The sequence below is a fragment of the Metabacillus herbersteinensis genome (genome assembly GCF_042433335.1).
GTDB lineage: Bacteria > Bacillota > Bacilli > Bacillales > Bacillaceae > Metabacillus > Metabacillus herbersteinensis.
This window is the reverse complement of sequence record NZ_JBHLVO010000005.1, coordinates 86,190-106,738: the sequence shown is the minus strand read 5'-3', so window position 1 is coordinate 106,738 and position 20,549 is coordinate 86,190. Positions and strand designations below refer to the sequence as shown.

General features: G+C 36.7%; 22 protein-coding genes and 1 riboswitch. Of the genes, 2 read left to right on the top strand and 20 right to left on the bottom strand.

Translation table 11 applies throughout. The features are described 5' to 3' along the window. Positions 1 to 42: 42 nt before the first annotated feature. Genes ACFFIX_RS08905 through ACFFIX_RS08890 form a run of 4 tightly spaced genes read right to left on the bottom strand, consistent with a single transcriptional unit; the run spans position 43 to position 3,891 of the window. Complete coding sequence (locus ACFFIX_RS08905; RefSeq protein ID WP_378932717.1) at positions 43 to 741, bottom strand: LysM peptidoglycan-binding domain-containing protein; 699 nt, start codon at positions 739 to 741, stop codon at positions 43 to 45. Next, positions 742 to 1,332, bottom strand: coding sequence for a CPBP family intramembrane glutamic endopeptidase (locus ACFFIX_RS08900; protein ID WP_378932715.1), 591 nt, complete (start codon positions 1,330 to 1,332; stop codon positions 742 to 744). It lies immediately after the preceding gene. A gap of 7 nt (positions 1,333 to 1,339) precedes the next feature. Beyond that, the gene (locus ACFFIX_RS08895; RefSeq protein WP_378932712.1) at positions 1,340 to 2,830 is read right to left on the bottom strand and encodes a RecQ family ATP-dependent DNA helicase; all 1,491 of its coding nucleotides are present in this window, start codon (positions 2,828 to 2,830) and stop codon (positions 1,340 to 1,342) included. A 2-nt stretch (positions 2,831 to 2,832) separates the two neighbouring features. After that, complete coding sequence (locus tag ACFFIX_RS08890; protein WP_378932709.1) at positions 2,833 to 3,891, bottom strand: YpbB family protein; 1,059 nt, start codon at positions 3,889 to 3,891, stop codon at positions 2,833 to 2,835. A 331-nt stretch (positions 3,892 to 4,222) separates the two neighbouring features. Here ACFFIX_RS08890 and ACFFIX_RS08885 point away from each other — a divergent pair, with 331 nt between their 5' ends. Further along, a complete protein-coding gene (locus ACFFIX_RS08885; RefSeq protein ID WP_378932706.1) occupies positions 4,223 to 4,471 on the top strand; it encodes a ferredoxin in 249 nt (82 codons plus the stop codon). Positions 4,472 to 4,681: 210 nt separating this feature from the next. Further along, a complete protein-coding gene (gene serA, locus ACFFIX_RS08880; RefSeq protein ID WP_378932704.1) occupies positions 4,682 to 6,256 on the top strand; it encodes a phosphoglycerate dehydrogenase in 1,575 nt (524 codons plus the stop codon). Positions 6,257 to 6,326: 70 nt separating this feature from the next. Here the strand turns inward: serA and ACFFIX_RS08875 are convergent, their stop codons facing one another. The 16 genes from ACFFIX_RS08875 to ACFFIX_RS08800 all read right to left on the bottom strand — a co-directional run bounded on the left by ACFFIX_RS08875 (position 6,327) and on the right by ACFFIX_RS08800 (position 20,064). Further along, complete coding sequence (locus tag ACFFIX_RS08875) at positions 6,327 to 7,139, bottom strand: histidinol-phosphatase (protein WP_378932701.1); 813 nt, start codon at positions 7,137 to 7,139, stop codon at positions 6,327 to 6,329. A gap of 84 nt (positions 7,140 to 7,223) precedes the next feature. Next, positions 7,224 to 8,123 (bottom strand): peptidoglycan DD-metalloendopeptidase family protein, encoded by a 900-nt coding sequence (locus ACFFIX_RS08870; RefSeq protein ID WP_378932698.1) that lies wholly within the window; start codon positions 8,121 to 8,123, stop codon positions 7,224 to 7,226. A 161-nt stretch (positions 8,124 to 8,284) separates the two neighbouring features. Then, on the bottom strand, positions 8,285 to 9,448 hold the full coding sequence (locus ACFFIX_RS08865; RefSeq protein ID WP_378932695.1) for a GerMN domain-containing protein: 1,164 nt from the start codon (positions 9,446 to 9,448) through the stop codon (positions 8,285 to 8,287). Further along, on the bottom strand, positions 9,435 to 9,977 hold the full coding sequence (gene sigX / locus ACFFIX_RS08860) for an RNA polymerase sigma factor SigX (protein ID WP_378932693.1): 543 nt from the start codon (positions 9,975 to 9,977) through the stop codon (positions 9,435 to 9,437). The genes ACFFIX_RS08865 and sigX overlap by 14 nt, the downstream gene beginning before the upstream one ends. Positions 9,978 to 10,149: 172 nt before the next feature. Next, positions 10,150 to 10,878 carry an ATPase gene (locus ACFFIX_RS08855; RefSeq protein WP_378932690.1) on the bottom strand — a complete coding sequence of 243 codons (729 nt, stop codon included), beginning with the start codon at positions 10,876 to 10,878 and terminating at the stop codon, positions 10,150 to 10,152. After that, positions 10,871 to 11,365 (bottom strand): ECF transporter S component, encoded by a 495-nt coding sequence (locus ACFFIX_RS08850; protein WP_378932687.1) that lies wholly within the window; start codon positions 11,363 to 11,365, stop codon positions 10,871 to 10,873. Before ACFFIX_RS08850 ends, ACFFIX_RS08855 begins: the two co-directional genes overlap by 8 nt. After that, positions 11,358 to 11,942, bottom strand: a complete 585-nt coding sequence (locus ACFFIX_RS08845; protein ID WP_378932684.1) for a cob(I)yrinic acid a,c-diamide adenosyltransferase — start codon at positions 11,940 to 11,942, stop codon at positions 11,358 to 11,360. Before ACFFIX_RS08845 ends, ACFFIX_RS08850 begins: the two co-directional genes overlap by 8 nt. Positions 11,943 to 11,961: 19 nt before the next feature. After that, a complete protein-coding gene (locus tag ACFFIX_RS08840; RefSeq protein ID WP_378932681.1) occupies positions 11,962 to 12,390 on the bottom strand; it encodes a bifunctional adenosylcobinamide kinase/adenosylcobinamide-phosphate guanylyltransferase in 429 nt (142 codons plus the stop codon). Beyond that, positions 12,342 to 12,977, bottom strand: coding sequence for a histidine phosphatase family protein (locus tag ACFFIX_RS08835; protein ID WP_378932679.1), 636 nt, complete (start codon positions 12,975 to 12,977; stop codon positions 12,342 to 12,344). Before ACFFIX_RS08835 ends, ACFFIX_RS08840 begins: the two co-directional genes overlap by 49 nt. Then, positions 12,950 to 13,726 (bottom strand): adenosylcobinamide-GDP ribazoletransferase, encoded by a 777-nt coding sequence (locus ACFFIX_RS08830; protein WP_378932676.1) that lies wholly within the window; start codon positions 13,724 to 13,726, stop codon positions 12,950 to 12,952. The genes ACFFIX_RS08835 and ACFFIX_RS08830 overlap by 28 nt, the downstream gene beginning before the upstream one ends. 225 nt (positions 13,727 to 13,951) lie before the next feature. After that, a complete protein-coding gene (locus ACFFIX_RS08825) occupies positions 13,952 to 14,572 on the bottom strand; it encodes a bifunctional adenosylcobinamide kinase/adenosylcobinamide-phosphate guanylyltransferase (RefSeq protein ID WP_378932673.1) in 621 nt (206 codons plus the stop codon). After that, on the bottom strand, positions 14,557 to 15,627 hold the full coding sequence (locus tag ACFFIX_RS08820; protein WP_378932670.1) for a threonine-phosphate decarboxylase: 1,071 nt from the start codon (positions 15,625 to 15,627) through the stop codon (positions 14,557 to 14,559). Before ACFFIX_RS08820 ends, ACFFIX_RS08825 begins: the two co-directional genes overlap by 16 nt. Then, positions 15,569 to 16,570 carry an adenosylcobinamide-phosphate synthase CbiB gene (cbiB, locus tag ACFFIX_RS08815; RefSeq protein ID WP_378932668.1) on the bottom strand — a complete coding sequence of 334 codons (1,002 nt, stop codon included), beginning with the start codon at positions 16,568 to 16,570 and terminating at the stop codon, positions 15,569 to 15,571. The genes ACFFIX_RS08820 and cbiB overlap by 59 nt, the downstream gene beginning before the upstream one ends. Continuing rightward, on the bottom strand, positions 16,567 to 18,045 hold the full coding sequence (locus tag ACFFIX_RS08810) for an adenosylcobinamide amidohydrolase (RefSeq protein WP_378932665.1): 1,479 nt from the start codon (positions 18,043 to 18,045) through the stop codon (positions 16,567 to 16,569). Before ACFFIX_RS08810 ends, cbiB begins: the two co-directional genes overlap by 4 nt. Before the next feature lie 8 nt (positions 18,046 to 18,053). After that, a complete protein-coding gene (locus tag ACFFIX_RS08805) occupies positions 18,054 to 19,109 on the bottom strand; it encodes a FecCD family ABC transporter permease (RefSeq protein WP_378932662.1) in 1,056 nt (351 codons plus the stop codon). Continuing rightward, positions 19,078 to 20,064 (bottom strand): ABC transporter substrate-binding protein, encoded by a 987-nt coding sequence (locus tag ACFFIX_RS08800; RefSeq protein WP_378932659.1) that lies wholly within the window; start codon positions 20,062 to 20,064, stop codon positions 19,078 to 19,080. Before ACFFIX_RS08800 ends, ACFFIX_RS08805 begins: the two co-directional genes overlap by 32 nt. A 241-nt stretch (positions 20,065 to 20,305) precedes the next feature. Beyond that, positions 20,306 to 20,515, bottom strand: a riboswitch (cobalamin riboswitch). Positions 20,516 to 20,549: the final 34 nt, after the last annotated feature.

Genomic DNA, 20,549 nt, shown 5'->3' with positions numbered 1-20,549 from the left:
GTTGTCCATATTGATATGACTTAGGTAGGGTATGAATAAAAACTACGATTCTTCTAAAGGAATCTTCAACACTTGACCTTCGTAGATTTCATTGTCACTCAAGTTATTGTAGGAGCGAATAATTTCCTCTCCATCTCGACTTTTGTAGTATTTGATGGAAATACTAAAAAGTGTTTCTTCAGGGCCAACTGTGTGAGCGATGACTTTTTCGTATTTTTTTTCTTCTAATGTCGGACTTGTGGAAGTTGAAGTATTAGAAGGATCAGTTGTTGTTTGACTCTGATCAACTGAATCTTTCTCAAACGTTGAAGCACTTTGCTCAACTGTATCGATACTTTCTTGGTTAACAGAGCTCTTATCAGTTGATTCACCATCACCTGTCGCCTTTAATACATTATCTTCTTCGTCAACAGTTTGAGTAGATTCCTCAACCTCCTCTAAACTACCATCATTATTATCATATTTAATAACCTCAAATCCAGTTGAATCATCATTATTCACTGGACTAAAGCTGCTGTTGTCAACGAATGAAATAATCAACCAAACCAAAATTGGTAAAAGGAGGAAAAATACTGCCAATAAACTAATGACTGGGTACTTTAATTTCATTTTGGTTTTTTTTTGAACTTGTTTATGAATTTCACTTCGAGGCGGATAGTTTCCATTTTGTTCTTTAAAGTCATCAATTATTCTCGTTCTAAGATTTTCTGCTTGATCAGGGCGTTTTTCATGTCTACTCAATTAAATTCCACCCCTTTTTAAGTATTGAAAGCGTATTTGTAATGCAAAAACTAGATCAATTATAAAGTGTGCAAATATCGTTGTATAGAGACTATCTGTCCATTCATAAAAAATACCTAATAAGAAACTAACTGCTACCACCATTGTGAACAGAAGCCACTTTGTTAGATATCGAAAATGGAGAAGAGCAAATATGATACTTGCAATCCAAAGTCCAAAATGTGTTTGTAACACACCTCTGAATAAAAATTCTTCTGTGGCCGCAATTAATGCCGTTAAAAAAACAATATGAATGATGGATCTTTTTTCAAAAATCCTTTCATTGATCCCACCATCATCGTAAAATTCTTTTGGTACAAATTTCATAATCAGAAAATCAAATCCAATCACAATGATTGCGATTATACTACCATATGTTAAAAAAGTTAAATCATTCAGCCTCCAGATCTGAAAAAATTCCTCGATCCCATCCACTAAAATCATACTCAGAATAATGGCAAGTGTAAGTAGTAACATTTGCGTAAGATACAATTGACTAATTATTTGTTTATCAGAAAGCATTTTAATAAGTTCGTTCTGCTGTTTGTACAAGTTCAGATCACTCGCCTTGATGAAAGATGGCCTTTAATTGCTTCTCCCACTGGATTGGGGCACTGCTTTGGAGCATATAGTTATTGCCTTCAAAAAGTCTATAATTTAACCCGCAGTAATCACAACAATTTGAATGCTTAAAAGTACGATTTTCGTTAAAATAATTTGAAATACCAATCCGACGGCACTGTTTAGTGTTTATCCAATCTGTCATTGCTGCTAATTTTTTTTGTTTAACAACTAGCCTTTTTTCGATTTCATTCCAAACTGCTGCAATCATTTCTTCCTGATCACTGTTCATTTCTAGAGGGAATTGTTGTAAATGAAACTGGGCAAATCTCCATTGAACTTCCGTTAGACCACATTGAGAAGTAATATCCTCTACTGATACTTTTTTTGTGTTCACACTAGACCAAAATCTGACAACATCACATAGCTGTTGATAGGTTGGAAATTCAGATTCAAATAAGGCTCTTGGCATATTATAATCATTGCTTGCGAGAAGCGTAATTGCAATACTAGGTTCCCCGTCACGTCCAGCACGTCCTATTTCTTGAACATAAGATTCAATTTGAGATGGGAAATGAAAATGAATTACGAAGCGAATGTTGCTTTTATCTACACCCATCCCAAAGGCATTTGTACAGCACACAATTTTCAATTGCTCATATAAAAATTGCTGTTGAATAAGAATTCTTTGTTCCTGTTCCATCCCTCCATGATAAAAGGCAACATCTTGAACCCCTTTTTTCTGGAGTATATGTACAAGCTTTTCTGTCCATTTTCTGCTAGAGCAATAAATCAGGCCAGGTCCTTTTAAAGTAGATGCTAATTGTAAGACTCTGTCTACTTTTTCGTCTATAAATTCAACCTTCTCTATGCTTATTGCAATGTTTGGGCGATCAATTGAAGAGATATATTCCTTTGAAGATGTTGAGAAATGCAAACTTGTTTTTATATCCGTTAATACCTCTGCAGTTGCGGTAGCAGTTAGCGCTAAGCATGGGGGAGTTCCAAGCTGCTTTCTGATTTCCCCTAGTTTCGAGTAATCGGTTCTAAAATCATGTCCCCATTGTGAAATGCAGTGTGCTTCATCCACAACAAATAACGATATGTTTGCATGTTTCAGAGCATTTAACACATAATCTATTTGCAAAATTTCTGGAGATGCATATAAATAACGATATTTATTTAATTGATGAAGAAGAAGGTGTCTTTTTTTGAAAGGCAATGTACTATTTAAAGCGAGTACACTCTTTTCACCTCTAAGCCTTATTTGTTGAACTTGGTCCTCCATAAGGGATAAAAGCGGCGATACGATTAAAATAGGTCCATCTAACAAGTATCCTGGTAACTGATAACAAAGTGATTTCCCACCACCTGTAGCTAACATTGCAACGACATCATGACCTAAAACAACGTCTTCGATAATTTCTTTTTGTAATGGTCGAAATGACTGATGATTAAAGTGCTGAAGTAAAAGATCTTCTAGTTTCACACTTATTCACGTCTCCTACTATGAATTGCAAATGCAAGTCGAATTTGAAAATAGGTGTAGTGATTATTTAGGCGTTCTTTTATCTTTTTAAGTTGATGTGTTTTTAATTCCTCAATTACAGATTTGATTTCTGTATAGTCAATAGGTAACAAAAAGCTTGTAATATCAAAACTCTCATCATGTAGAGCAATTTCTACAATATGATCCTCGATTGTATTTTCTTTCAGATTCCTGATGGCAGAAACTTCTGCGATACTTCTTCCTTGTAGTAAAAAAGATAAAGTGGTTGCAGATGATGTTGTTAAAGAGTGTCTTTGAACTTTATCTGCTATCAAGTGATATAAAAGAGGGTACTCTCTTGTTTCGCTTTGTATGATTTTTACCATAAAGTGAATAACATTCCAAAATAACAACTTAATATAAACCTTATCTGTTTTATATCTGACTGCTAGCTGATCATAGGTAAGGCCCACACGCTCACTTGAAGATAACTTTAACACAAAAATTGAGGCCTCTTGTTCATGACAAAGGGAAAGAAGGTCATGTAATTGTCTATACAACTCGTCGTTTAACAGCTCTTTTGACAATGAATAACTTCTAAAGAATTCCTTAATCCATTTCAAGTCTTCCTCTTTTTTTGTTAAAGGAAGATATGTGGTATTGCTTATTGAGAAATGTGATAAAACTTGTACCATTAAAGATAATCGTCGCCATAAAAACCTGGCAATGTCACCATTTTCCCAACCGTTCAAATGAAATGGAATCTGCCTTAACGATAACAATTCACTTAGGTACTCCTCACCGATATTTGTTAAAAGAAAACGATTCGGTTCGGGATGTTCTAAAAAATTCTTTTCAATTATAGAGTTAACACAAGTATGAAGCTCTTCTCTTGTTAATTCGGGGAAAAGACTGAATAGGTCTGACAGTTCGAACAGCTTACAATCTTGAATTGTTTGAGCTGACTTCTTTCCAGTAAGTAAATGGAAAATTGCCGATTCCGAGCGCTCCCCATTAAATTTTTGGAAGCAATATAAAGTAATCGCATTTAAATAATCCATTTTTATTATATCACCTACAAAGTTTGACATTGTTCGATACTATTTTCTATTTTAACAAATTTATGGACAAGTTGGTTTGTTTTAAAGTTAAACAACAGGGGAAACTTACAAAGAAACAAGATTTAAGTATTCGTTTATAGTCTTAGTCTTTACATTTCATTGTCTGATAAATATTCTCATTTGATTTTTTTATTGAAACTTTAAAAAAACAGCTTTACAATGTTAATATGTACACACTGTATTGCTTCAGGTAGTTTATGGATGAGGCTTTCAAAATTATTATATATACCATATAATATGTTGTATTAATTTCCTGGGAGGTTTTTAAATTATGGCAAAGTATACGATTGTTGACAAAGACACTTGCATAGCATGTGGTGCTTGTGGGGCTGCTGCACCAGACATTTATGATTACGATGATGAAGGTATTGCATTTGTAACATTAGATGATAACCAAGGAATTGTAGAAATTCCAGATGTTCTTGAAGAGGATATGATGGATGCTTTCGAAGGCTGTCCTACAGATTCAATTAAAGTTGCTGACGAATCTTTTGACGGTGACGCACTAAAATTTGAATAGTTTTCCTACCCTCTGTTAATTCAAACAGAGGGTTTTTTTCTTTATAAAGGCTCTTCTAGTTACTATTTTTAATAACCAACTGCGTTTTTTACGCTATCAGTAACTCTGAAAACGCTTTCGCGCTTTAACGCTTTAACGACATATTGACAAAATTCTCTTAATATGATAAATTATCAGATAATTGAATGTATTTTTAGGGGGGATGTAACTATGTTTCAAGTTCTTGTTGCAGATTCAATGAGCCATGAAGGATTACAGCCATTACTCGATGCAAAAAATGTGAATATTGTTCAAAAAAAAGTTGAAGAGGTAGAAGATGATCTTCATTTATTTGATGCACTCCTTGTTAGAAGTGCAACAAAGGTAACAGAGTCCTTACTTACTAGGATGACTTCATTAAAGATTGTTGGCAGAGCTGGAGTAGGCGTGGATAATATTGACGTTGATGCAGCTACCAAAAAAGGTGTCGTTGTAATCAATGCTCCTGATGGTAATACGATCTCAACAGCTGAACATACATTTGCGATGATGGCGTCTCTCGTTCGTCATATTCCACAAGCCTATGTTTCGGTAAAGTCAAAGGAATGGAATCGAAATGCCTTTGTAGGTGCCGAATTATATGGTAAATCACTAGGTATTATTGGTTTCGGTAGAATTGGATCTGAACTGGCAAAGCGTGCCCGAGCTTTTGGTATGACGGTCTTAGTTTTTGATCCATTCTTAACACGTGATCGTGCAGAGAAAATTGGTGTTAAAGGGTGTTCAATAGAAGATATTTTAGCTAATTCTGATATTATTACTGTACATACCCCCTTAACGAAAGAAACGAAAGGGTTGCTCGGAAAAGTAAACATTGGTAAAACAAAAAAGGGTGTTTATTTAATCAATTGTGCCCGCGGTGGGATTATCGATGAAGAAGCACTTATTCAATACCTTGAAAATGGTCACGTACGCGGCGTTGCTCTTGATGTTTTTGAAGTAGAACCACCAGTAAATTCAAAGCTACTTGAATTCGATAATGTTATTACTACACCGCATTTAGGCGCTTCTACTAAGGAAGCTCAACTAAACGTTGCTACGCAGGTATCTAAAGAGGTCCTTCATTTTTTAGAAGGAAAGCCTGTCACCTCTTCAATTAATCTACCGACATTAACAAAGGAATTGTTCGAGAAAATACAGCCTTTCTATCAATTAGGTAAGAAAATGGGTAATATTGTGTCTCAATGTATGAGAGAGCCGGTTCAAGAAATCGCGATTCAATATGAAGGTTCTGTAGCAGAACTTGAAACATCTTTTATTACAAAAAGCTTATTAGCTGGCTTTTTAAGTGCACGAGTTGATTCAACAGTCAATGAAGTCAATGCTGGAATGGTTGCGAAAGAAAGAGGAATTTCGTTTAGCGAAAAGATCTCCTCTAATCAATCTGGATATGAAAATTGTATCAGTGTACACGTACAAGGAGATCATAAAAGTTTTGAAATCAAAGGGACACATGTTCCAAATTACGGAGAACGTATTGTTGGCATTAATGATTTCAACATTGATTTTATACCAACTGGGTATCTTCTCTACATTCAGCATCAAGACAAACCTGGAGTGATCGGACGGGTTGGAAAAGTACTTGGCGATCATAAGATCAACATCGCCACAACGCAAGTGGGTCGAAAAGAAAAAGGTGGAGAAGCAATCATGATGCTCTCTTTTGATCGTTCTTTAGATGAAGAATTAATTGATTGTTTAAAATCATTTGAAGATATCTTATCAATTAGAACGATTGATTTGTAGGTAACAATTCAATAATTCAAATTGATCATCCACATGTTCATTTCGAGCATGTGGATGTTTTTTTAAGCTTCTAGCCTAGTTCTACTTCTTTACGTTTCCCTTTTTCAAATGTCATCAAGGATTGATAGCCGATTTGCTTAGCAAGTTTAACTGCTTGATCATAGTCCTTGCCTACATCATTTGGCTGATGTGCATCAGAAGAAAGGACGATCGGAATGCCTTTATCATAGCACATTTGAAGTAACCGTTGATCGGGATAAAGCTCTTCAACTGGTTTACGGAGTCCAGCGGTACTAATTTCTACGCATGTTTTGCTATTTGCCAATGCAGTTGTTGCCCGGTCATATTGTTTTAATAAAAAGTCTTGATCAGTTGGAACATAGTTGAAAATTTTCACTAAATCAAGGTGACCGACTATATCAAACAGATTTGATTCTGCTAACGTAACCACCTGATCAAAGTAGTCATTATAAACCTCATTTACATCTCTTTTATCCCACTCATCTATGTATTCTTTTAAATCAATTCCAAACGTATCGACCCAATGAATGGAACCAATCACATAATCAAAGTCATAGCTTTTTATAAACTGCTCCATTTCAGTATGTTTCCCCGTTGTATAATCCATTTCGATAGACATTTTAACATCTATGTTTTGTCTCCATGCTTGATGAAAAAGTGCAACATAGTCGTCCATTTTATAAGTTCGACGCTCATTGACCCATGGATTGCTTAAAATGTTTTTTGTTTCATAAAAATGATAGGCATGCTCTGAAATACCGAAGTGCTCAATTCCTTTTCCCTTTGCTTCATCCGTAAAAAGCTTGAGATAGTCAAGTGTTAATGTGCCACGTTCTAGATGGTTATGATAATCTGTTAACATCGTTGTCATCCCCTTAATTTTTGTTCATTATATCTTAAATGATCCAAGGCTGACAATGATATTACTTAAAGATTTAGAAAACTTTTACTTTCTTGTAATTAATAAAACCTGATTTGGGTATATGTTTTCATTTCTAAGATGATTACTTTCTTTTATATCGTTTGCATTCACTGCAAATTCTTGGGCAATCGAAGTAATTGTGTCTCCCTTTTGTACGACATAACTTTTTTCTAAGTCTGAGTAAATGACAAGTTCTTGTCCCGGATGTATGACATGCGTTTTAAGGTTGTTCCATTCTTGGATTGATTGAATGGTTACCTTATGATCGGAAGAGATTTTCCATAGTGAATCACCAGAAGCAACCGTAACTACTTCGTGACTAGCTTGCTTGTTTTCATCATTTAGTTCCTTTGCTTTTTTAAGTTTAGACTCAGACCACTTCGGTTGTTCTTCATTTTTTGTTTCGGCACTCACAGTTTCTGTTTTGGTTGTTTCAAATACAAAAAGTGGATCTAATGCATGCGCTTTGTCTATCGTCCATTCTCCTTTATGTACTTCAAAGTGCAGATGTGTACCTGTAGAAACCCCTGTATTCCCGATAATGCCAATGGTTTGACCTCTAGTAACCTCATGACCTTCTGCGACGAGTCTTTTATTTAAGTGAGCATACACTGTCTCATAGCCTTCTGGGTGTTGTATAAACACGACATGACCGTATGTACTTGAGTAATAGGATTTTGTCACTTTTCCTTCTGCTACGGTAACTACTTTTTCTCCTTCGGGTGCTGCAACATCTATTCCTTTATGTTTTCCATTTCGTGTTCCAAAAGTGTCTGTAATTGTTCCTTCAACAGGCTTGACCCAATTTTTCATAATCGTATCAGTTATTGTCTCAGCTTTAACTTGAAGGCCCCCGACAAATAATAGTCCAATAAAAAATCCCATTAAGAGTACGACACCTAAACGCTTACCTAAGTCTAACATTGTTCTCCCCCTACATATTTTTAGTGGTCAGGCTTGAGCTGTTTATCATGTCTTACCCAACTCATGTGTATGAAAGCTTGTCAGAAAAAAGAACAACAGTAGTATATTACAGTAATTACCATAATATACATAAAAAAAAGACCCATCAGAGTCTTTTTTTTTTATGGAATATAAGGATTAGGAGAATACGGGACGTCTACAGGCTTTGTAACATCAATATTTCCAATTTGAGAAATGTTTATTCCTTGAAAAGAAACACGCTTTATTCCAAATTCTTTTGCAGTCAATAAAATCGCTTCTAACATGAGAATATACGGTTCGCTGTTTTCAAATTGAACGTCAGAATCAAAGGAAATTTGTAGTTCTTCACCGTCTTCTACTACGTTAGAAATAGATATATTCGGAACGACTGAAGGTTTTAGGCTTTGTTCGGGAATTCCTTTAGTCATTTGCTGAATTGCTTCGTTAATCGAATCATAACTATTAGGTGATGGAGCTAGTAATTTTGCTGTCTCATTATTCAATTGATAGAGAAAAAAAGCTTTTTGTTGCTCTTTCTTTATTGGAAGAGACTCTTTATATCCTGTATTACCAAAATCAATGCCTGCCTGGTTCTTTGTATAGAGCTTTGCTACTTTAAACTCTTGCCAACGGAAGGTTTCATTGATTACCGTCTGTAGGATTAAGTCTTGAGTTGAGCTCGTTATACTTCCTTCTCCACTGTAAGTGACGATAATATCATTGGGATTTTCTTTAGAAACGTTAAAGTCAAAGTCTTTAAGCAAATTAGATTCTAATCCTAATTTTTTAAAATCAATGGTTGGGATCAGGTTTTGAATTTGTTCGACTTTGTTTTGAGTTGCATCTCCTTGAACACTTATCGGAATGACATTTTGATCGACTTTGTCAGCAAATGCAATCGTCACAATACCTTGACTTTCTTCTTGCTTGGTTACAAATGTTTGTTGTGATAAAGCTAACTCCATTTTTGGCTCAACCTCAGAGCTCTCATCTGCCATTAAACTACTTTCTTCTGAACTCCCTTTATCCATTTTTGCTTCTTCAGATAAAGAAGCAGATTCTTGTTGTTGTGATCCATTACCATTCATAAGTTGATTAATAAAATAGGGTGAAATGAGAGCCACTAGTAGGAGTGCTACAGCACTTGCTAGAACTGGTGCCATCCAAGTTCTTGGCTGTTTTCTATTCTGACTTTTTAGTTGAATACTTTGGTAAATATCTTCTGCTTTACGACTATCTTTTATAGGAGGTAATTGATGAAGTAGCTGCTCAATCTGTGCATCATTCCACTCAGACTTTTTCATGTGAAAACCCCTCCTTTTCAACACGCGAATCGTTCATCTCTTTTTGTAATTGTTTTAGGGCACGATGCTGCGTAGTTTTGACTTTGCTTTCAGTCCATCCAAGTGCTTCTGCAGTTTCTGATATTGATAGTTCCTGTAAATATCTTAAAATAATTACCGCTCGCTGATCAACTGTACATGTGTCTAGTGAGCGATACATTAATTGTACGTCTTCATTTTGAAGTGCGATTTCCTCTGGTAAGGGTGTCTCATCTTCAAATTGTTGTCGCTCCCAGTCAAACTTTTCAATTATCCGTTGACGAAGCGTTTTTTGTTTTCTAAACCAATCAATTGCTACATGTCTGGCAATCGAGAATAACCATGTTTTTTCACTACTGCGACCTTCAAACTTCTCGTAGGACTTTAATACACGAATGTAGACCTCTTGTACTAAATCCTCTGCCTGTTCACGGTTTTTCACCATATAGTATAAAAACTGAAAAATATCTTGGTGATATCTTTCATAGATCCTCTGAAAGGCACTCTCCATGAATTACCCTCCGTTCTATAAAGTAGTCGGTATGATTTTAGAAAAAGTTACAACCAATCTCCGTTTAATTTCTGGAAAGTTTATGTATAGAAATTCTATTTTTACTTTATCACAATTTGACTAGCGGTTATGTAGCAATCTAAAAAAAATCAGGGTGACTCATCGATTTGAGTCACCCTGTAAGATCACTAATATGAATTTCATAAAACTGTGAACCCACTAGGTTCCGAAGAGATTGTTCCTTACTACCATCATAGCTAATTAAAACACATGTAGATGGCCCAGAAGATTTCTCTAGATCAAGCTCTGAAATTAGATTTAAATGTGTAAGATCTAGAGCATGTAACAGTTTCTGCGCCTCGTACCTTACCCCTTTAGATCCAACTGGAATCATCTCGTAAATTGATGGATTGTTAATAAGCTTATGAAAGAGTTGCAACGAAATTACATGCTCAGAATGACGGATGACTTCCTCACCAACTAGTGGTTTGCCAATTATAGCAAGGTTAGCTCCCTTAGGTGTTACATTTATTCTCCTTTTCCCTTTTTCAATCCAGCCTAGCACAGATAGTCCTAAAGAAGATTGACTCATTGAGAAATTTGTTTCTGTACTACCCGTGATTTCTAGAGGATCCAATTTGAGTTGAGAACAAGCCTTGTTAATTCCTTCGCAAAGCTCCTCCCAAACATCGTCTGAAATAAAATTTTGCAAAATAACGGCTTTTGCCTCTGCACCGACACTTAAACACTCCATTAAAGCAACTCGGGCGCTAAAGTAGCTGAGGGTTTTATAATCAACTTTTACACAATCTTGTTCCTTTAGACCAACTCCCCCAGTACAGTCTGTTGCAACAACCAATTCATGAGTTGAATGTAGAGGAAGGAATAATACATCACGCATGTTTTTGACCTGACATTTGTTTGTTCATAAATTTCACGAGTTTTGGTAAAAGTAAAGCTGTGATAAGTGCGTTGACTATTGAGCCTATAAGTAAGGGTAGAAAAATTTGCAAATAAAACGTACTTGAAATAATAAATATGAACGGAATAGGTGCCACAATTGAATTTAGAAAAACAAATAGGATGAGTCCTGCTCTCCTGTAGCCTTTGTTGTATACAAAGCTAAATACATAAGTGATTAGTAACATTTCTAGTGCAATGACTAGATGTAATGGCCCAAGTAAAAAGCCACCTAGCATAGCTGAAAAAAGATGCCCGAAAAAAGCAGTGATTGCCCCAAAAAGAGGACCAACTAAAATAGCTCCGACTAACGCAGGCACACTATCTAATGCAATACTCCCAGCGACCGCTGGAACCTTAATTGATGCACCTATCACCGATAAAGAAATAAATATCGCTAAAAGGGCACTGTTTTTTAGTTTAATCATTTTCTTTTTTCCGAGTTGTTGTTTTAAAAACAAGGGCACTACGCTCGTATTCAACATCACTCACACCTAAACGAAAGTTGATTACCCGTGCAATCGCGAAAAAGTAATCAGAGAGTCTGTTCAAGTATTTTAAAACAGCCGTATTAATCTCAACTTGCTTTTGTAAAGTTACTGTGCAGCGCTCTGCTCTCCTTGTAACCGTTCTTGCTAAGTGAATAACGGCCGATGCTGGAGAGCCCCCAGGTAGGATAAACCGTTCTAGTTCTGGTGCTTCTTTTACATAAGCATCAATTCGTCCCTCAAGAAAGTCGACCATGTCAAGCGTTGTTTTATACGGATACTTCTCAGTGGCCATTGCTAAATCTCCACCACAATCAAACAGTTCATGCTGTATTTTTTCTAACTCGTTATAGATATCCTTGAATTTAGCATCCGCTAATAGTGTCATCGCTTGCCCCACGAAGCTATTGGCTTCATCAATGGTCCCGTATGCTTCAACACGTAAATCATCCTTGTCAACTCTACCGCCTATAATACTAGTTTTACCTTGATCACCAGTTCTTGTATATAAATTCACAGTTATTCCCTCCGAATTTTTATTTTAGTTGTTCACCAAGTCCACACCATACGATCTCAACACGGTTTGCTATTTTTACAATATCTTGATAACACCATCCAACAAGATCTCTCCATAACCGGTCATCTCTATTTATGGGCACAACACCTTTGTTTATATCACAGCCTATTAAAATGAGCTTATTTTCGTTTGATAACTCTTCCCACTTTGTCCAATCTAAAAGATTTTTTGAAAATTCAATTCTCGTTTGATCTCCATAATCCATTTGAAGTTGTCTAACAAACCGCTCTACACCTTCAATCACAAAAATTCCTTGGTAGGCTTTTTCGATCGAGTAAATTTCAGAAGTGTAGCCATTTATCCATTGATAAGGAATGCCTTCAAGATTATAAAATTCCTTTACCCATTTGCTTTTCCCCTGAAAGGCACCTCCTGATATGAAATGCATGGTCTTCCCTCCTTCACTCGTTCAAACGTTGTGATAATTTGATAGCCTTCACCATAGAGTGGCTTCCATTCAAAAAATGCTTTTTCATCTGGAACGGCAATCGACATAAACCATTGAATGGGTCCACCATGAGTAACAATGACTAGTTCATTCGTTCCTTTAACTTGAGCCATTTCGATGAGCATTTGCCAGGCTGTAAGCATTCTTTTCTCAAATAATAATGTACTCTCACCATTAGGTGGTGTGACTCGATATCGATCATCAAGCCAGTTTCGGTAGCTCATTTGATGCTTCAACTCTTCATACGTTTGCAATTCCCAATCGCCAAAGTTAATCTCTCGCCATCCCTTAGTGACATGGACTACGTCAATTTTATCTTTGTAGAGAATGCTAAAGGTTTCTTGACATCTTTTTAAATCACTACAAACGTAAAGCATGCCTTCTGGGTAGTCTTTTTCAGCGAGACTCCTGATCGTTAGTAAACCTTTTTTACTAAGTGAGACGTCCTCCCACCCTAAGTATTGACTTCGCTCATTCGGCTCGGTTTGGCCATGGCGAATTAAAGTAACAACCAAAGAACCCCCCATAAAAAAGTCTCCTTTCCTTCAACATATGCACCTAGCGTATCGCCAGTAGTACCTCCGAAGCTTTTCTGAATAAAGCGTCTTGCTACTAGATGAAAAACAATTGCGATTGTAACCATGGCTAAAATGAAAGAAGCTTGGTTCGGCATCAAGAACACACTTAAAACGATTAAAAGTACATAGCTAACTAAGTAAAACCCAAAATCACCCTTCGATAACGCCTTTTTAAATTCAAATGCCATTCCCGATCGCTTGGCTAGTGGAGCTGATAGTAGAAGCGCCCCCATTCCTAAGCGAGTCATAAAAGGAATAATCACTAGGTACAAAGCATGAAAAGTGGAACTTTCAACTGTCTCATAGATAAATAGTAAGCGAAACAATAGTAAGAAAAAAACTGTTAAAACAGCGAATGCCCCAACCCGAGGGTCAGACATAATCTCTAGTCTTTTTTGTTGATCTTGATACGAAAAATAAGCATCGCTACAATCCATCCATCCATCAAGATGTATACCTCCGGAAAAAGCAACATAAAAAAATAACAGCCACACTGTTAAAAACAAGGTAGACACAGATGTCCATTGTGTTAAATAGAAGTATTGGCAAGCTGCTAGTGTTCCGCTGATCAGACCGATGAAAGGAAGAAATCGTACTAGCCATCTAATTTGCTCGTCTCGAAACGGTATTTCTATTTTGTAAGGTATAATCGTGAAAAACTGAAGAGCAAGCAGGAAGCCATCTCTCATTTTAGACATGGATTCGTTCCTTTCCTTTTTTACCGTAGAATTTATATAATTTTTATACTTATTAGTTAGCGTTTCTGAATCCAGCTCCGACGCACAGGATGTGCTAGTGCAGTCATGGCGATTGACGTCGCGCTCTTGACTTGCCAGCGCCTAGCCCCGACGCACAGGACGTGCTAGTGCAGACAATGCGACAGGACGTCGCGTTCTTGACTGCCTCGAGGTCATAAGTCAATTCTAAATTGAAGGCAAAGAACGCCTTCTATTTAGAATCGCCTTATGCTGGTCGGGGCTGAACAAGGCGCTTGCGCTTTTTTTACAAAGAGGAATCCCGTTTTCAACTACGTATGCACAATCTGCTAATTCAACCGTTTTAATATGAAGCTTTCCCAGTTCTTTCATATAATGAATTGTTGAATCGTCATAGGGATTCACGCTTGAAAAAATTTCATTTGAAACGAGTAGTAAGTCATGAGATGCTTGAGCTAGTTCTTGTATAGATGAAAAAACTGTATCATGTACGCTTTGTTGTTGAAATGCGATCTCACTATCAAACAGTTCATTTGCAACGAGCGTTGTTAAGCAGTCTACTAAAACAACATCTTGTTTAGAGATATACTTAACGAGCTGAGAAAGATCTCTTTGGAATTCCCACGTTTTCCATAAATACTTAGAGCTGTTACGATCATGTTTATGCTTTTGAATTCTTCGCTTCATTTCATCATCATAAAGATGGGATGTTGCTACATAATGAAGCTGCTTTGAAGATCCTGCAAGAGTGATCGCCATTTGTTCAGCAAAATGACTTTTGCCACTACGTACACCACCACTAATAAACAGTATCATAGTTTTTTCCATTCCTTTAAAAGCGTTAGTAAACGATCATTTTCACTTTTGTCTTTAACTGCAAATCGTATGTAGTTGCCTCCCAGACCCGGGAAGTTCTCTGTGTGTCTTGCAACGATTCCGTTCTCTAATAGATAGATTAGTAATTCTCGATTCCTATTAGCAGAAAGATCTCGAATAAGGTAAAAGTTCGTTACAGACGGTGAAACATAATAATTCAAGTCAATTAATGCTTTCCTTATTCTTATTCGTTCACTACTCACTTTTTTCCTTGTTTGAACGACCATCTCGTCTAGCGTGTTTACACAGTGAGCACCAAGGGAAATTGCGAGCGAATTTACACTCCATGTTGGCTGTCTTTTCCTTAGTTTTTTAATTGTTGAAGGTTGTGCAGCAATATAACCTAAGCGGATACCAGCAAGGTTGTACATTTTTGTTAATGACCTTAAAATAATAAGGTTTTGATAATGATTTAACTTTGTGATCAAGGAGTTTCGATCATTCTCATAAAAATCGTAAAAAGCCTCATCAACGACAATAGTAACTTCACTTAAAGCTGCCAATTGAATCATTTCTTCTATTCGTTCATAAGTAGTTCCTGTTGGATTATTTGGGTGACAAATAAAGACAACATCAACCTCTCTAATCAATTGCTTAAAGTCATCAAAATTCGGCTGCCAATTGTTTTCCTCTTCTGAGAAAATCGTGACAATCTCGCAATCAAAGTTTTGACATGCTTTTTGGTACTCTGAGAATGTAGGTTGAATAATTCCAACCGTTTGGCCTTGAAATAGTTGCGCGAGTAAATAGATAGCCTGAGATGCACCGTTTCCGACCAAAAGCTGTGTTGAGTCTAAGAAATGTTTCCTTGTAAGTGCCTCTATAACTAGTGAGGCTTCTGGATCTGGGTATTCTTGAACCCACTTTAAAATGTTGTCTTTAGAAACATCTAAATCTTTGCTAAAAACATTGGTATTTACACTAAAATCAAGGATTTGACTTGGCATTTTAATTCCCAATGAAGAATATAAATGGGCTGGATTCGCTCCATGCGAAGGTAAATTCAATGATCATTCCCCCTATTATTAACCCCAAAGCAAAAATGAAAATAGAATGATACATAACAGCGACTGCTTCGTAAATATGTTTTTGTTCTAATTGATATTTTTCATCACCAAGCTTTGGTCGAATAGACTGGATTCCATTATAGGTATTGGTGCCACCTAATTGAACACCAAGAATTGCAGCAACAGTTGCTTCCCCAAAGCCACTGTTTGGGCTTGGATGCTTTCTTGCGTCTCGACCTAGTATTTTTAGTTTGTAGGGTAAGGATGTTTTACGATTTAAGCATGAGCCTATGATCATCGCAATAGCTGTTAACCGACTTGGTAGATAGTTTAAGAGATCATCAAATCTTGCTGAGGCCCAACCAAATTCAAGGTATTTTGGACTTTTGTTTCCAATCATTGAATCGGCTGTATTGACAGCACGATAAGCAATGGCAAGCGGCGCACCACCGATTAAAGCAAAAAACAAAGGTGCAGTAATGCCATCACATGTATTTTCGGCTACCGTTTCAACCGTTGCTCTTACAATTTCATCTTCGTTCAATTGTTCTGTGTCTCTTCCAACAATCCAGCTTAGCTTCTTTCTGGCTTCTACTAGATTGTTTGCCTTTAGAGGAATGGCTACATCCACTGCAGCATTCTTAAGGCTAGTTGAGGCGATCGTCGTAAAAATGAGCACAGACTCTACGAATATCCCCAACCACTGATGCATGGAATACGTCAAAATGATGAGAAATGTACAACTAAGAAAAGGAAAAACACAGGTTATGATAATTGTAATAATGCCTTTACTTTTTCGGTGCAAACCCTTATTTAGTTTGGCATCACAGTAAGAAAGAATTTTCCCAATCCCTCTAACTGGGTGAGGAAGCCAACGTGGATCTCCAATCAATAGATCAAGAACAATAGCGAGAAGGATCGCGATGATATGTTCATAGATCATCTGAAATCACGGATTCGGCGTTTATATTTTTGAAGTGATTCTACCGTTGCTTCGAATACACATGTACCAATTGCTCTACCAATGTTTGTGATCGTTCCGGCGTACTCAAATTGAGATCCTACTTGGGAAGCGGCTATCACGATGCTATCTGTTGATGTGCCTGTCGCTAAAGTGTTAGACATCTTATCATAGATTTCTTCCACTTGCATTGCTTTCGTCTTTGCTTCAGTTGCTGTCATAATCGATTGTGCAAATGCCGCTTCTGACATCATGCCTTCAATAAATATCCACGTATTAATTGTTCCTTGCTTCATCTCGTCACTATGAAAAAAGCTAGCTTGTGAAATGTCTACTGCATTTGAAACGCCAGCTGTGACCATGACTTTTAAAGAAAATTGTTCATCAATGTGTTCTTTAAATGAAGCATCTTCTAAACTAGCTGCTGTCATCATCCCGATGGTTCTTGTGTGGTCATATCCCTTTTTAATTAGGTTCGATTTCATATCTTCTACTGGATTATCACAGAGATAGTTTTTATCGACATGGAGAGTTGCAAAAGTTGTACTCCAACCAAACCCAGAACCAATTATTGCAGAGGAAAGTGTTTTATATGGGTAAGTCGTTTGTAATACAAGCCAATCCTTCGTATGTTCATTTATGAAGGGACGCTGCTCATCATCTTTGATGATTTCCTCTAAATAGCTAGGAATAAAGGTAATAAGAGATTTAGGGACAACCGGGTGATGGATTGTCTCTAGACTAGTATCATAGATTTCTGATAGTTGTTCGTGCTTAAAAACATTCCTTGCTTTATCTGTACATACTTCACTGCCCTCTTTTAACAGAAAAACGCGATCACAATACAGACTTGCTAAGTTTAAATCATGAAAAATTGCGATAATCGTTAATTCCTGTTCGACAACCAACTTTTTTAGTAGTTCCAATAAATCCATTTGATGAGAAACGTCTAAATGATTGGTTGGTTCATCCAATAATAGTATCTTTGCTTCTTGTGCAAGAGCTCTCGCCAAGTAGACAAGTTGCCGTTCACCACCACTTAATTCATCTACGTTCCGGTCCTTTAAATGCTGAATATTTGTTAAAGTAATCGCTTCGTTTACTTTTTCTTCGTCCAATTTTGACCACGATGGAAACAACGAGCTTTGATGAGAATACCGTCCAAGCTTGATTGCATCATAGACAGTAAACGAAAAGGGAGCATCATTTAGTTGAGGAAGAACAGCCATTTGTTTGGCAAGTTCTTTCGTTTTGTATTTTTGCAATTCCATTCCATCAATGAAGACTTCACCTGTTTGGATCGCTACCATTCCTGCGATATTTTTAAGCAACGTCGTTTTTCCACTTCCATTTGGACCTAGAATTCCAAACAACTCACCCTTATTAACAATCAAATCGATCGTATTCAAAATGTGCTTGTTACCAATTTTAAATGATAAATTTTTTACTTCTATCACAACTCTCACTACTTTCTATTACTGCGTGTAAAAAAAATAAAAGCAAAAATTGGTGCTCCTATTAACGAGGTTATAACACCTACAGGTAATTCGCTAGGTATTATTATTGTTCTTGCTAGTAAATCAGCTAAAACGAGGAACGAGCCACCATTTATCACTGAAAGAGGTAACAACCTCTCATGTCTTGGACCCCAAATTAGTCGGGTGATATGTGGAATAACTAATCCTATAAATCCAATCGTACCTGAGACTGCTACAGATGCACCCGTTAACAGCGAAGCACCTACTAAAATCATCATTTTTCGCTTATCCACATCAATGCCAAGGTGTTTTGCGGCTTCTTCCCCAAATGAAAAAGCGTTAAGTTCCCTTGTGCAAAAAAAGAGAACAAGTAACCCTGCAGCATAAAATGGCAAAATCATGATGACATAATCCCAGCCTCTCATCGATACACTGCCGAGTAGCCAATTGATAATTTGACGTAGTTCTTCGCCCGAGAGTGCGATGATAAGTGAAATCATTGATCCTAAAAAAGAACTAAAAATAATTCCCGTTAAAATAATCGTATGTACTGATAAATTTTTCTCAACTAGTCGCGTAAACCATAGGACGAGGAAAAGCGTTAAAAATGCAGATAAAACACTAATGAATGGTAAGGTCAGCATCCCTAAATATGGTACTGAAACACCAAAAAAAAGGACGATGACAGCTCCGAGTGAAGCACCTGACGAGACACCTAATGTATAGGGATCTGCAAGAGGATTGCGTAATAATCCTTGAAAGGCCGCACCAGCAACTGCTAGGGAACCTCCAACCATAAAAGCAAGTATTACTCTTGGGAATCGAATGGACATAATAATATTAACGGCTGTGTTATCCACAGATGTGCTTGAAACCCAACCTAATTCCTGTAGGAAAACTTGAATAATAGTAGAAAAGGGAATCGTTAGTGTACCTAACGATATCCCTGCTAAAATTGATAGTATTCCAATTAGACTTGAAATAAGTAAAGGGTGAAAAATTCGAAACCTTTTAGTAAACATCAGGGTAAATAGCTTTCGCAAGCTCTTCTACACCTTCAATTAGTCGTGGACCTGGTCTTGTAACCTTATCAGAATGAATGTCATATACTTGCTCTTCTTGGATGGCTGGAACGTCTTTCCACGCGTCACGACCTAGAACTTTCTCTAATGCATTTTCTGTATAGTATCCATAAGTTAAAACGATAATATCTGGATTAAAAAGAACAGCATCTTCTTCTGTAACTTTGGGCCAGCCTTCTAAGTCCGCAGCCACGTTTATCGCACCTACTGCTTGAATCATTTCATCAATAAACGTTCCCTTACCCGCAGTATAAATCTCAGGAGCTCCAGAAATTTCTACCCATACATTTTTCTTATCCTCTTCTGATATAGTAGCTGCCTTTTCTTCAATATTTCCTAATCTCTCTTTCATATTGTTGACAATTTCATCAGCCTTTTCAGTTGTACCTGTTACTTGACCAATGAAATTAATGCTATCATAAGCACCATCAATCGATGTAGCATCTTTTACAACGATGACATTAATACCTGCATCTTGGAGTTGTTTTAAACCTGCTTCTGAGTTATGGGCTCCTGATGCATGCGCTAAAACAACATCTGGTTGTAGTGAGATTATTTTCTCAACATTAAATTCCATACCACCGATTTTTTCAACCTCTGCTACTTCTTCTGGGTAGTTATCAAAATCTGTCACTCCAACAACTGCATCTCCCATACCAAGTGCATATGTAATTTCAGTGTTACTAGGAATTAAAGACACAATACTCTCTGGTTGTTCTTCAATTGTCACTTCATTTCCAAGAGCATCTGTGACGGTGATTGGGAAATCTGCCTCTTTCGTTTCTTCACTTGCTTTTTCACTTGACTCTGAGCCCTCTTTTTCAGTTTGATCTTCACCTGTAGATCCACAAGCTGTTAAAGATACGAGCACTAATAATAAAAGTAATGGAAGAAGATATTTTTTTAATTGGTTCATTTTCTAAACTCCTTTTGATTTGTGTTTATCTTGCTATAAGAATAGGAGCAAAAGAAGAAGATACTTGCGATTCTATCACTTTGACAAGAATTTTTACTGACTTTTCATTAATCCTAACGATGCGCATCGATTTTAGAATAGTAAAAAAGCCCACTCCGTGTTTGGAATGGACTAAAACGACTCAGGTAATAAAATACGAATGCCTGACTCGTTTCAATCTCAACCCCCGAAGATTTGAAACAAAAAGATTGTGAGTTAGGCAGGTCTACTGACTTATGCTTCTTCCTACTTTGAGCCTTCCCATACTAAAAATCCATTTAGATTTTTAATACAGTGGTCATTCTCATTTCGTCCACATTTACAGTTGCGGGGACAGTTCTGGATTTAAACCAGATTCCCTATTAAGATAAAGCAAAAAATGCTTTATTACACCTATCTCGCAAAAAATGAAGTTGTCAACTATACTCATTTTATAAGAAGTTTGT

What these genes read in the sequence shown, in the direction of transcription:
- ACFFIX_RS08890 (WP_378932709.1), bottom strand. Translation starts at nt 3,891, where the DNA reads ATGGATTATTTAAATGCGATTACTTTATATTGCTTCCAAAAATTTAAT.
- ACFFIX_RS08885 (WP_378932706.1), top strand. Translation starts at nt 4,223, where the DNA reads ATGGCAAAGTATACGATTGTTGACAAAGACACTTGCATAGCATGTGGT.
- serA (WP_378932704.1), top strand. Translation starts at nt 4,682, where the DNA reads ATGTTTCAAGTTCTTGTTGCAGATTCAATGAGCCATGAAGGATTACAG.
- ACFFIX_RS08875 (WP_378932701.1), bottom strand. Translation starts at nt 7,139, where the DNA reads ATGTTAACAGATTATCATAACCATCTAGAACGTGGCACATTAACACTT.
- ACFFIX_RS08870 (WP_378932698.1), bottom strand. Translation starts at nt 8,123, where the DNA reads ATGTTAGACTTAGGTAAGCGTTTAGGTGTCGTACTCTTAATGGGATTT.
- ACFFIX_RS08865 (WP_378932695.1), bottom strand. Translation starts at nt 9,448, where the DNA reads ATGAAAAAGTCTGAGTGGAATGATGCACAGATTGAGCAGCTACTTCAT.
- sigX (WP_378932693.1), bottom strand. Translation starts at nt 9,977, where the DNA reads ATGGAGAGTGCCTTTCAGAGGATCTATGAAAGATATCACCAAGATATT.
- ACFFIX_RS08855 (WP_378932690.1), bottom strand. Translation starts at nt 10,878, where the DNA reads ATGCGTGATGTATTATTCCTTCCTCTACATTCAACTCATGAATTGGTT.
- ACFFIX_RS08850 (WP_378932687.1), bottom strand. Translation starts at nt 11,365, where the DNA reads ATGATTAAACTAAAAAACAGTGCCCTTTTAGCGATATTTATTTCTTTA.
- ACFFIX_RS08840 (WP_378932681.1), bottom strand. Translation starts at nt 12,390, where the DNA reads ATGCATTTCATATCAGGAGGTGCCTTTCAGGGGAAAAGCAAATGGGTA.
- ACFFIX_RS08835 (WP_378932679.1), bottom strand. Translation starts at nt 12,977, where the DNA reads ATGGGGGGTTCTTTGGTTGTTACTTTAATTCGCCATGGCCAAACCGAG.
- ACFFIX_RS08830 (WP_378932676.1), bottom strand. Translation starts at nt 13,726, where the DNA reads ATGTCTAAAATGAGAGATGGCTTCCTGCTTGCTCTTCAGTTTTTCACG.
- ACFFIX_RS08825 (WP_378932673.1), bottom strand. Translation starts at nt 14,572, where the DNA reads ATGGAAAAAACTATGATACTGTTTATTAGTGGTGGTGTACGTAGTGGC.
- cbiB (WP_378932668.1), bottom strand. Translation starts at nt 16,570, where the DNA reads ATGATCTATGAACATATCATCGCGATCCTTCTCGCTATTGTTCTTGAT.
- ACFFIX_RS08800 (WP_378932659.1), bottom strand. Translation starts at nt 20,064, where the DNA reads ATGAACCAATTAAAAAAATATCTTCTTCCATTACTTTTATTATTAGTG.